Annotated in this window: 9 protein-coding genes; all 9 read left to right on the top strand. The window is 39.2% G+C overall.

What is annotated here, in order from left to right:
• The 9 genes from ACPPVU_RS25625 to ACPPVU_RS25585 all read left to right on the top strand — a co-directional run bounded on the left by ACPPVU_RS25625 (position 1) and on the right by ACPPVU_RS25585 (position 12,688).
• Positions 1-1,152 carry a DUF4249 domain-containing protein gene (locus ACPPVU_RS25625; protein WP_426669583.1) on the top strand — a complete coding sequence of 384 codons (1,152 nt, stop codon included), beginning with the start codon at positions 1-3 and terminating at the stop codon, positions 1,150-1,152.
• A 54-nt stretch (positions 1,153-1,206) separates the two neighbouring features.
• Complete coding sequence (locus ACPPVU_RS25620; RefSeq protein WP_426669582.1) at positions 1,207-2,364, top strand: DUF4249 domain-containing protein; 1,158 nt, start codon at positions 1,207-1,209, stop codon at positions 2,362-2,364.
• The gene (locus ACPPVU_RS25615; RefSeq protein ID WP_426669581.1) at positions 2,364-2,651 is read left to right on the top strand and encodes a DUF4249 family protein; all 288 of its coding nucleotides are present in this window, start codon (positions 2,364-2,366) and stop codon (positions 2,649-2,651) included. Before ACPPVU_RS25620 ends, ACPPVU_RS25615 begins: the two co-directional genes overlap by 1 nt.
• A 78-nt stretch (positions 2,652-2,729) precedes the next feature.
• Complete coding sequence (locus tag ACPPVU_RS25610; protein ID WP_426669580.1) at positions 2,730-3,878, top strand: DUF4249 domain-containing protein; 1,149 nt, start codon at positions 2,730-2,732, stop codon at positions 3,876-3,878.
• Positions 3,879-3,939: 61 nt separating this feature from the next.
• Positions 3,940-6,333 (top strand): hypothetical protein, encoded by a 2,394-nt coding sequence (locus tag ACPPVU_RS25605; RefSeq protein ID WP_426669579.1) that lies wholly within the window; start codon positions 3,940-3,942, stop codon positions 6,331-6,333.
• 305 nt (positions 6,334-6,638) lie between these two features.
• Entirely contained in the window at positions 6,639-9,365 is a 2,727-nt protein-coding gene (locus tag ACPPVU_RS25600) for a TonB-dependent receptor domain-containing protein (protein ID WP_426669578.1), read from the top strand.
• A 16-nt stretch (positions 9,366-9,381) separates the two neighbouring features.
• Positions 9,382-10,614, top strand: a complete 1,233-nt coding sequence (locus ACPPVU_RS25595; RefSeq protein WP_426669577.1) for a right-handed parallel beta-helix repeat-containing protein — start codon at positions 9,382-9,384, stop codon at positions 10,612-10,614.
• Between the two features lie 54 nt (positions 10,615-10,668).
• Positions 10,669-11,673 carry a YncE family protein gene (locus ACPPVU_RS25590; RefSeq protein WP_426669576.1) on the top strand — a complete coding sequence of 335 codons (1,005 nt, stop codon included), beginning with the start codon at positions 10,669-10,671 and terminating at the stop codon, positions 11,671-11,673.
• A 7-nt stretch (positions 11,674-11,680) separates the two neighbouring features.
• A complete protein-coding gene (locus ACPPVU_RS25585) occupies positions 11,681-12,688 on the top strand; it encodes a metallophosphoesterase (RefSeq protein ID WP_426669575.1) in 1,008 nt (335 codons plus the stop codon).
• Positions 12,689-12,935 lie beyond the last annotated feature (247 nt).

Here is a 12,935-nt window from a genome sequence, read left to right as displayed (position 1 = left end):
ATGGCAAAGAAAATAGTTTTTTTTATTGCTGCAACAACTATAACAGGTCTGGGGTGTAAAAAACCTTTTGCCCCGGCTATTGTCGCTGCGAATAATAGCTATTTGGTGGTTGAGGGTGTGATCAATCCGGGTGCAGATTCTACCATCATTAAACTTAGCCGAACTGTTAATGTTTCGAGTAAAATAACCGGTAACCCTCTACAAGGTGCGGCAGTTATTGTTGAAAGCGATCAGAATGCTGTTTACCCCTTAATTGAAGCCGGCATCGGAAATTATATATCAACCGGTTTAAATCTTGACAAGGCCCGAAATTACCGGTTAAGAATAAAAACAAGTGATAACCAGGAATATCTTTCAGACTTTGTTCCGGTAAAAATTACACCGCCTATTGATAGTATTGGTTTTAATGTAAACCCTGTTAATAATAGTTTGCAGGTTTATGCCAACACACATGATGCCACCAACAGCACACACTATTACCGATGGGATTATGACGAAGCATGGCAGTTTCAGGCTAAATATATATCGAACTATATTTCAGATGGATCTCAAATATTAGTTAGGCAGCCTAGCCAAAACATAACTATTTGCTATACAAATGATATTTCGAGCGATGTGGTATTGGGCTCATCATCCAATTTGCAGCAGGATAACATATATCAAAATCCGATAGCCCAGGTACCGTCTACATCAGAAAAAATAGAAATGAAATATAGTATCCTGGTAAGGCAGTATGCTTTGACCAGTGCAGCCTATACTTTTTGGACAGAATTAAGGAAAAACACAGAACAACTAGGAAGTATTTTTGATGCACAACCATCGCAGATAGAGAGTAATATACATTGTATCAGTAATACATCATTACCGGTAATTGGTTATATAAGCGTGTGTACAGTTCCGTCAAAACGCGTATTTATTTCAAAAAATCAATTACCTGATGAATGGCGGCCAACTTATCCTTATAGCTGCCCTTTAGATACTGTGCATGTTGGTTCAGACTTGTACATCAACACAATAGTTTTAAATCCGGATTTGTTTATACCAATAGATGGTTTTCCGCCTTTAACCCCATCAGTTTATACTACTACAAGTCGTGAATGCGCGGATTGTACAATAAGAGGAAAAAAACAACCACCACCATTTTGGCAATGAGAAAACAGAGTTATGAAAAGGGAGGCGTATATTTTGATTTTAATAATTTCAGTTATGGGATGTAAGAAACCGTATGCACCAGCTATTGTTTCCGCCAATAATAATTACCTGGTAGTTGAGGGGGTAATTAATACCGGTAGCGATTCAACAATTATTAAAGTAAGCCGGACTATTAAACTTTCGAGTAAGGCTACTGATAACCCGGTACTGGGTGCAGTATTGACAGTAGAAAGCGACCAAAATACAATTTACTCTCTAACAGAAGCTACTGATGGAAAGTATATATCAGCAGGTTTAAATCTTGATGGCTCTCATAAATATCGTTTAAGAATAAAAACCAATAGCGGGCAATATTTATCAGATTATGTGGAAGTGCTAAATTCACCACCTATTGATAGTGTTAGTTATGATATAAAAGGAACTGTTTCGGGGCCTGGAGTAAATATTTATGTAAGCACACATGATAACAGCAATAAAGTATTTTATTACCGTTGGGAATACCAGGAAACGTGGATGTTTCATTCAAACTTTCCGTCCTATTTTTATTCTAACGGTGATACGGTCCTAGGGCGCAACATGATCACAGACAATATTACCGATTGCTGGGCAAATAATATTTCAAGCACAATAGTTTTAGGATCGTCAGCCAAGCTATCCCGGGATGTAATTTTTGATAATCCTGTTATCTCTATTCCATCAACAGCTGAGAAAATAGAGGATAAATACAGCATTTTAGTAAAACAGTATGCTTTATCATTGGAAGCATATACTTTTTATACCAACCTGAAAAAAAATACAGAACAATTGGGAAGCATCTTTGATGCATTACCATCAGAGATCGAGGGGAATATACATTCTGTTAATAATGCGTCTGAACCGGTTATTGGCTATATTACTGTTGGCAGTACAACAAGCCAGCGCATATTTATTCAGAAACAGCAATTGCCTGGCTGGCCAACTACGCCATTTTATACTAATTGTCATCTTGCCTTTCCGGGGCAGTCATGCTGCCTTTATGTGTATCCCCCTGGGCCCCCTAACCAGGTGGACGCTTACATTAATTATTTAACAAATAACAACCCTAATCCTTTAATACCCATTGATGCGATAGGATTACCGGGCCACCCACCATTAGGGTACACAGCTGCATCAAGGGAGTGCGTGGATTGTACTTTAAGGGGAACAAATAAAAAACCAAGTTTTTGGCAATAATGAATACGTATATATACATATTAATGATTGGTCTTTGTGCATTTAATAGCTGTAAAAAGCCGTATTTGCCAACGGTTGTTGCAACAAATAGCAATTATTTGGTTGTTGAAGGCACGATCAATACCAGCCAGGATTTGACTGTAATTAAATTGAGCCGTACTACAGCGCTGTATTCTGACACCCTTACAAAACCTGAGTTAAATGCGACTGTAGAGATTGAAAGTGATGCCAATATCAGCTATCCGTTGACGGAAAGGGGTAATGGATTGCACTTTAAGGGGCACTAATAAGCGACCGAGTTTCTGGACCGACCAATGATGAAAACAAAATATATAATTTTTTTACTGCTATTAATGTCAGTGAGTATGTTAAGATGTAAGAAGCCGTATTTACCTCCCGTAGTAGCATCAGGTGCAAGCCATCTTGTGGTTGAAGGGATGATAAATACTGGTGCAGATACGACCATCATCCGTTTGACACATACGATTGCACTATCAACACCCGGTAGCGCAGCACCTGCCGAGACAGGCGCATCTGTGGTAGTACAAAGTGATGCTAATACCAGTTATCCGTTAACAGAAACAAGCGCTGGATATTATATCGAGGTAGGGTTGAATCTAAACCCATCCGGCAAATATCGACTTCAGATTACTACCGCTGATAACAAAGTTTATCAGTCTGATTATGTCGCGGCAAAAATTTCACCGGCGATTGACAGCTTGAGTTTCCAGGCTAAAAGCGATGGAATGGAAGTTAACGCCGCCACACATGACCCTACTAACAATACGCGTTATTATCGTTGGGATTATACCGAAACGTGGATAATTCATGCGGCATTTGATTCGCAGTTAATGTTGAAAACGGACCCTGTTGATACGATAGTATTCAGAGGTGCGACAGCTCAGATCTATAAATGCTGGCAGTCGGACAAATCAAGTGATATTATTTTGAATTCAACGGCAAAACTAACCAACGATATAGTGACAAGTCAGCCAGTTGGATTTATACCATCAAACTCTGAAAAGTTTACCGAACGTTACAGCATACTTGTGAAACAATATGCTTTGACGCCCGATGCACATGATTATTATCAGCAGCTGCGGAAAAACACAGAGCAATTAGGTGGTATTTTTGATCCGCAACCCTCGTCATTAACAGGGAATATACATTGTACTACTATTCCGGCAGAACAGGTTATTGGTTACATAACGGCAGGTACGGTTACACAAAAAAGAATATTTATCTCTACTTCGGCATTGCCTGTAGGAGCGCAATGGAGGCCGCTTACACCGTACAGTGGATGTTTATTGGCATCCTATTTATATTCAAACCCTAAAACGGGTAATAATGACGTAGCGTCCTACCTATATGCGCCCGGAACCATTAATATACCTGTTGAACCGATACAACAACCCGGGCATCCGCCAACTGGCTATACAGCATCTTCGGGCGTATGTGTGGATTGCACTTTAAGAGGAACGAGTAAGGCTCCTGATTTTTGGACAAGTCAATAGATACAGAAGATATTTTATTAAATTGAATAAGAATTTACAGCCAACATAAGACATTAATAACATGAAACAAATGATCAGTATTTTCAGAAATGTAACCGGAATTATTGCTTTGGCAATTTTAGGTTCATTTAGTTGTTCAGCCCAAACGCTAAACGAAATCCAGACGAGTTTTAATAACTACAGGCAACAAGCTCTGCAGGAGAAGATATTTGTTCATACTGATAAAGGGGCTTATCTCACAGGCGAAATATTATGGTTTAAACTTTATGTAGTGGATGGGAGCTACAATAAGCCATTAAATCTGAGCAAGGTTGCTTATGTTGAGGTGTTGGATGATAGCAATAACCCTGTAATACAAGCAAAGGTTGAATTACATAACGGGCACGGAAGCGGATCTTTATACATCCCGGTTTCTGTTAATAATGGTAATTTCCATTTCAGGGCATATACTAATTGGATGAAGAATTTTAGTCCTGATTATTATTTCGAGAAAAGTATTACTATAGTTAATCCACAACGTGCGCCGGTTGCCTCAGCAATGCCAGGCAAAACAGACTATGATGTTCAGTTTTTTCCCGAAGGCGGATATTTGGTAAATGGCATCAGCAGTAATGTTGCGCTTAAAGCTGTGGGTAAAGATGGTAAAGGAATTGACTTTAATGGGGCAATTATCGACCAAAAGAATGATACTGTTGTTCGATTTAAATCATTAAGATTTGGAATGGGTCATTTTGCGATTACACCTGCTGCAGGCAGTACTTACAAAGCAGTTATCAGGGTAGTTAATGGCGGTCCTGTAATAAAGAATTTTCCTGCGGGTAATAGCCAGGGATATGTGATGGGCCTAACCGATAATGGTTCGGGACAATTACAGATAAGTGTAAAGGCTAATGTAGAGAGTTCAGATGGCGGTGTTTATCTTTTTGCACATACCAGGCAATTAGTAAAGGTAGCAAAGCGGGCAGGTTTAATTAACGGATCGGCCAATTTTACTATTGATAAATCAGCATTGGATGATGGTATATCGCATATCACAATTTTTAATGGCGATAAACAACCGGTGTGCGAACGTCTTTACTTTAAGCGCCCTGTTAAAGGCCTGGCAATTGATGCTTCTGCTGATCAGCAAAATTATGGAACCCGTAAAAAAGTAAATGTCTCTGTTTTAGCCAAAGATCAATCCGGTAAGCAACTGAATGCTAATTTATCTTTGTCAGTATACCATCTGGATGCCTATCAAACGGCCGATCCGGGAGATATTGCAAGTTATTTTTGGCTAAGCTCTGATTTGCGCGGAAATGTCGAATCACCGGACTACTATTTAAGACATAATAATGCGGATGTTGATGAAGCTGTTGATAACCTGATGCTAACACAGGGCTGGCGCAGATTTCAATGGGATGATGTATTAAAAAACAAACCCGCTGCCTTTGCATTTTTGCCCGAGTATAATGGTCATATTGTAAGCGGAAAAATGATTGACCCGGCAACTAATAAACCTGCAAATGAAGTGGTAGCTTATTTTGGCGTTCCGGGCAAAAGAGTTCAGCTATTTACCGCTGTAAGTGATTCGTCAGGAAGGTTATTATTCAATACCAAAGATCTATACGGTCCGGGTGAAATTGTTGTGCAAACAAACACACAACGGGATAGTACTTATCGGATAGACATTGCAAGTCCTTTTTCTGAGCAATATTCAAAAAACATATTGCCTGCATTTAATCTTACTGCCGATATGCAGAAGCCGCTTGAAACACAAAACATGGCTATGCAGATCCAGAATATTTATGCCGGAAGCAAGACCAGGCAATTTTATGAACCTGTTGTAGACAGTACCGGGTTTTATGGCAAACCTGATAAGGTTTACAGACTGGATGATTACACCCGCTTTACTACGATGGAAGAAGTGTTGCGTGAATATATAAGAGAGGTAAATGTATTTCATCCGCAGAAAAAATATGAGATAAGAGCGATCAGCGAGAAAGGGTTTTTAGAAGGGGATCCACTGGTAATGCTTGACGGCATACCTATTTTTGATATGAATAAAGTGATGGCGGTGGACCCGTTAAAAATAAAAAGATTGGATGTGGTAAAAGACAGGTTTTTTTGGGGTCCTGCGGATGCAGAAGGTATTTTGAGTTACGCTTCTTACAAAGGCGACCTTGCAGGTGTAGAGCTTGATCCGCACGCTGTAGTAGTTGATTATGAAGGCATGCAGTTACAAAGGGTATTTTATTCGCCGGCCTATGAGACGGACAAACAGGCTGCGAACCGGATGCCCGATTTTAGAAGTCTGCTGTTTTGGGCACCAAATATAAATACAAGTTTACAAGGTAAAAACCAGGTAACATTTTATACTTCAGACGAGGAAGGTAAATATATTTGTGTAATACAAGGTATTACCGCTAATGGTGAAGCCGGAAGCCAGTATTTTACTTTTGAGGTGAAAAAATAATAGTTATTATAAATTCTTAAGCCCCGGCAACGTATTTATGCTCTACCGGAAGTAATAGATTTTACCTGCCAAAATGATTTGAAGCCCTTCTTCACAAGAGAAGGGCTTCAATGTAAACCTTTGTATTGATATCTAATCCATGTTAAATTAAGTTCACTTTTTTGTATGCATTTTGTTACAAAACAGGCGGGATGGTGCATGTTTGTTAATGATTAATTATCAATAGATTAAGTAATTGTTCCAAGGCGATTTATTCAGAATTTCCACAGGATTGAGCCGATGTTTTGCTGAAAAATTGAAAGTTTATGATCAGCAGACTTTACCTAATTATTGTTTTTTTCTTATTTGCTTCGCTTGCATCAGCTCAGAATGCAATACTGAAAGGTAGGATAACAGATGGCACAAGCAATGAACCATTGCCCGGAGCTTACATCCATTTTGACAATTTAAACAAGGGGGCAGTTACAGATGCGTTCGGAAATTTTGAATTCGATAAGCTTAGCCCCGGAGAATACAAAATCAAAGTTAAATATATTGGTTTCGAGGAATTTGAAAAAGAGATAAATATTGCTGCCGGACAAGTAATTATTTTAAATATCCCATTAGCCGAACACAAAAAGGATCTTAACACAGTAAATGTGTACGGCAAACTGAATGAAAGTAATGAATCTTCTTCAAGGCAATCCGAAAAAAATGCTAATAACATTACAAATGTCCTTTCGGCAAGAGCAATGGAGCGTTCACCCGACCTTAATGCGGCAACAGCAATTACAAGAGTTTCTGCTGTAACCCTGCAACGTAACAGCGGATCGGACGAAGCATATGCAATTATCCGGGGATTAGAACCACGTTATAATAATTCCCTTATTAATGGTGTAAAAGTAACGAGCCCCGACCCTGTTTCAAGGTTTGTTTCATTGACTATAGTACCATCTGATCTATTAGATCGTATTGAGGTTAGTAAAACGCTTACACCCGAAATGGAGGGTGATGCAATCGGTGGTACCGTTAACCTGGTTTTCAAAGATGCCCCGGACCATGAATACTTTAAAGCAGATGTTTCATTAGGTTACAGTGCTATATTTTTTAATCGTAAATATGATAGCTTTGACGAAGGAGCTGTTCAAAGAAAAAGCCCGATTGATAGATTTGGAAGTGGATATTTAGCTCCGCCTGGTTATTTTTCAAGGCCCAACCTTGATTTTACTAAAACGACGGCGCCTCCAACTTCGTTGGCAAGTTTTACTTATGGACGAAGATTTTTTAATAACAAGTTAGGCTTTATTGTATCTGACAGCTATCAGAATCAATATTATGGTACAAATTCTGAGTTTAATATTGCCATACTCGATCCCCAAAACAATAATAGGCCGATTATCTCTGATGTAGCAAACAGAACGTATTCAACACAACAATTAAACAATGGGTTATCAGGACATTTAGACTATAAGTTCGACGATAAGAATAAAATATCGCTGGATAATGTTTTCCTCTATACATATATTGCCCAGGCCCGGTTAAGTATAGATACTTCAATTATAGGGGGTAATGGCGGTCGCGTTGGTCCGGGCACGGGTACGGTATATAATGATAACCGTTCTTATATCCAAAATCAGTATGTTGAAAATTTAAAACTTAGTGGCAAACATATCATTGCTAAACATTTTCAATTTGACTGGGCTGGAATCTACTCGAATGCTACAGCCAATTCGCCAGACAGGGCTGATCTGACATTAAATCACCTGATCAATCCTGATTTTACAAGTACGCCAAACTATTTTGATGCAATATCCAGGATATGGTCTAAAAATGGCAATAAAGATCTGAGCGCTACGGGAAGCTTAAGTTATACTACAGATTTGGGAGGGAATAATAACTCACTTCAATTGAAAGCAGGTGGATTATATCGCCACAGCACGCGTTTCAATAAACAAAATCAATATGAATTAAAGCCGGCGCCTGAGGCTAATGGTGTTAAAAGCCCGTTTACCGATATTTATAGTGCCAATTGGATAGTTTATAATGTCACCGGGAGTTTGCAAAGTGATGTTTCCAATTATACAGCATTTGAAGATATCACCGCTGGCTATGGACAGTTTAAACTAACATTAAATAAGTTGGATGTTATAGGCGGCGTGCGCGTAGAAGGAACCAAACAAGGTTATGATACTAATCCTGTAGTGCTAACCGTCTTAAGTAGCGAAAGAAAAACCTACACAGACTTATTACCAAGTTTGCAGTTGAAATACAAGTTAAATGATCTATCTAATTTCAGAGCTTCTTATTTCAAGTCAATTTCACGGCCCGCTTTATTTGAACTGGTTCCTACGGCAACATTTGGAGAAGCTACTGATATTAACGGTAACCCTTTTATAAAACATTCTGAAGCGGATAACTATGATTTACGATATGAGCTTTTTCCAAAGAACGAAGAACAGTTTTTTTTAGGGGCTTTTTATAAGAATATCAAAAATCCTATAGAATTTGCATTGCAAGGTCTTGACCAGGGAGGGCAGGCATCAACACAACCGCAAAATTTTGGTACTGCTAAAGTTGCAGGTGCTGAAGTTGTGTACAGCAGGTATTTTGGTAATTTAGGAATATCAGGTAATTATACCTATACCTATTCAAATATAAAATCTCCTAAAGTATATAACACTAAAACCGCTCAAGGGAAAGATACTAGTATTTTAAAGCCTCAAGACAGGCCATTGCAGGGGCAAACAGGCAATGTGATAAACTTATCATTATTATATAAAAACGATAAGCATAAGGAATTTATACAGTTAGCGTACACTTATACCAGCAAAACCATTCCGTTCATTTACAACGGATACGGCTACGATTATTATACACAGCCACAATCCTTTTTAGCATTATCAGGAGAGAAGCAGGTAAGCCGGCATTTTACACTTACTGCAAAGGTTAATAATATTTTAAATACGCCCACCACCGTTAAAATTGACAACTTGATACAGTCAAAAGACCTCTATAATGTGAGTTTTAATTTAGGTTTACGGTATTCGTTATAATTCAAAAATTATTAAGATGAAAACAAAACACATATATATAATACTAACAAGCATATTATCTATCGCTGTTACTTCTTCATGTAAAAAAGCAGAAGTAAATACGTTCACCAAAATCAAAATACCCACATCAAGCCCTATTGCGCCAGGTAACATCAGTGGGTTTGTAAAAGGCACGTTATTAACGGGGCAAACGTATTCGGTAACAGGAGACATTACAATAAAAAAAGGTGACACCTTATCGGCACAGCCAGGAGCCATAATTGTGGTAAAAAATAATGCTCAGTTTAATATTCAGGGTGTTTTGAATTTACTGGGGACACAGGACAGTCCTGTGTTTTTTAACTCAGACGCAAATAAGCCCGGTACATGGGGCGGTTTTCAGGCTGATAGTGCACAGGCGATTATTATTAAATGGACTCATGTTGACAATACCGGAGGCCCGGACGCTTCAGGAAGCGCGAGGAGAACAATTGTTGTTAACACAGTTGGAGTTCCCGTTGATATTGAAGATTCATGGTTTACAAACGGCCAGGATGATTTGATGGGCTTGTTCGGTGCTAAAGTAACCATTCTCCGTAATACCATTAGTTCATCAGGAAGTACCGATGGCGAAGGGATCAACTTAAAATCTGGTACAACAGGTGTAGTTGCATATAATGTAATATTCAGCCAGGCTGGCAGCGGGATAAAACTTGAAACTAATAAAAATATTCCTTTTCCTCAAACAGAAGTTGATGTTTATAACAATACGGTAGTTGCCGTTGGCTGGAGAAGAGGTTCTGCCGAGCCAGGGCGTGGAACATCTGTAGGGGTAAATGCAATAGGGCATATATATAATAATATTTATGTAAACTGTTATCATGGTTTAGAGATATTTAATGATGCCGATGTAGTACACACTACATATGGTAATAATTTATTTTATGCTACAGTTGATTCATTTACCGATCTTGTTGATCCAACTATTCAAATTAACTTAAGAGCCAATTTTTATCCGGCAGGAGCTTCAGGAACTCCGCAGCCTACTGACCTGATCTCGACTAAAGTCGGTAATCTTGACCCATTGTTCGTAAAATTCGACGGCACAGTAGCCGCTCCTAATGGATATCCAAATACTAATGATTTTCATTTGAAGACAGGATCACCTGCTTTTGGTGCAGGTAATCCAAGTTTTGATACTAAGCATCCTGAACTGGGTAACCAGGATATGGGGGCTTATACAACTGATGGTAAAGGAAACAAACACTAAATGTTTTCAGTATTTGAATGCAATTTAGCGTTGCTCATTAAAAAAATTAATCCAATGAAAACTTTAAAAAACACACTTAAATTAATCTCTTTCGCCCTGCTTCCTTTGTGTGCAATGGCTCAAAATCCAAACTATGTGGCCGATAAAACTATCCAGCTTACCGGTAATGGCGGTTATGATTATGCCTTTATTGACCAGGCAAATCATGTTTTATATGCTTCGCATGGTACTGCTGTGAACGTGGTCGACCTGCAAACTGAAAAACAGGTAGCTGTTATCGAAAACATGAAGGGGGTTCATGGTATAGCCGTAGTAAATGAATTGAACAGGGGCTTTATCAGCGATGGAAAAGGAAGCGCCGTTGTTGCGTTCGATACTAAAACATTCAAAACTATCAAAGTAATTCCCATAACCGGGAAAGATGCTGATGGTATTATTTATGACCCGTATTCAAAAAAAATATTTGTTTTTGGTGGTGATGACCACGCTGCGATGGTTGTTGACCCGCAGGAGTTAAAACAAATTAGCACTATAGAACTGGGTGGCGCTCCTGAATTTGCAGTGTCTGACGGGAATGGGTTGATCTACAATAACCTGGAAGATAAAAGCAGCCTGAATGTGATCGATGCTAAAGCAATGAAGGTGATAAAAAACTATCCGCTAAATCCTTGCGGTGGCCCTACAGGTTTGGCTATCGACAAAGATAATCAGCGCCTGTTTACCGTTTGCCGCGAAAATAAAGGCATGAGCGTGATTGACATTACTACCGGGAAGGTGGTACAAACATTGCCAATCGGCGCCGGTGTGGATGCGGTGATCTATGATGCAGCGAACAAATTGGTTATCGCTTCTAATGGTGATGGCACGGCTACTGTCTTTAAACAAAATACGGCGGATAATTATAGCCTTGTACAAACAATAACTACACAGAATCGCGCTAAAACTATGGCTTTGGATTTTTCAACACATAAGCTTTATTTCCCGGTTGTAGATTTCCAGAAAGGAACGAAGACCCAGATACCGGATAGTTTTAAGCTATTGGTATACCGTTTAAACTAATATTAATATGAAACGCAGAGATTTTGTACGAACTACCGCTCTGACTGCTGTCAGCGCTACATTGATACCTTCAATAGGGGCCTTGGCAGCGCCCCGGGTAACGCACCTGGAAAGTGAAGACCTGACCATGCTGCCTGCAATAAAGGATGAGTTCCCCCTGCATTTTATGGCATTGGGCGACTGGGGCAGAAATGGTGAATACGACCAGCTGGAAGTGGCCAAACAAATGGGGCAATGGGGTACTGATCATCCGAATAATTTTGTGATCTCATGCGGGGATAACTTTTATCCTTCAGGTGTGGTGAGTGAGAATGACCCTTTGTTTCATTATTCATTTGAAAATATCTATACCGCTCATGCGCTGCAGTGTGATTGGTACCCGGTTTTAGGTAATCATGACTATCATACAGATGTAGATGCGCAGGTAAGATATAGTAAGATCAGTCGTCGTTGGGATATGCCGGCCAGGTATTATACAAAAGAAGTCACGCTGAAAAAAGATAAAGAAATAAAAGGCGCCGAAAAGGAAAATGTAAAGGATAAGGTGCTTTTTGTGATGATGGATACTGACCCATTTTTGCACGAGAACAAAGCGGACTACGTAGAAACCGAAATGAAATGGTTAAACGAGACGCTCGAAAAGGCTTCGGCAGATGTAAAGTGGAAGATTGTGGTCGGTCACCATCCTTATTATACTGTTGGGCCGCGTATTACTAATTATGATACGCTGACCATGCGAAAAGCACTGGCTAAAACCTTCGAAGATCATAAGGTAGACATTTATTTATCCGGTCACGAACACTCGTTGCAGCACTTAAAACCTGAAGGGTTTACTCATCAGTTTATTTCAGGAGCGGGATCAGAGTTGACAAAAGTTACAGAAGGCATACCATACAGCCGTTTCCAGGCTTCTGAACATGGCTTTATGTATTTTTCGATAGATAGCACCCGAATAAATGTAAAGGCAATTAATTACACCGGGAAAGTTCTGTACGAAACGGAACTGAAAAAGTAGAATTGAAAAAGTTGGATTAAAAGGCCCTGGAAAACTTCCGGGGCCTTTTAGTTTATCCGAATGTCGTGAAATTAAAAAAATCCGATACAACCACCATAATTAAACTTATTGAAATACTTTTAAAAGCATAAATGCGTAACCAGCGTGGAATATCTCTTTAAAAAGGGCCACATTAGAATTGATCATATGCATTAAACTTTACAGCAGATTTTGATCTGATTTATACTTTCCTGCCCTCCAGGTTGTT

Origin of the sequence: Mucilaginibacter sp. McL0603 (assembly GCF_049992945.1) — a bacterium.
In the GTDB taxonomy this organism is placed as follows: Bacteria; Bacteroidota; Bacteroidia; order Sphingobacteriales; family Sphingobacteriaceae; genus Mucilaginibacter.
Note: the sequence above shows the minus strand (reverse complement) of the source record. Positions and strands in the feature narration are given on the sequence as shown.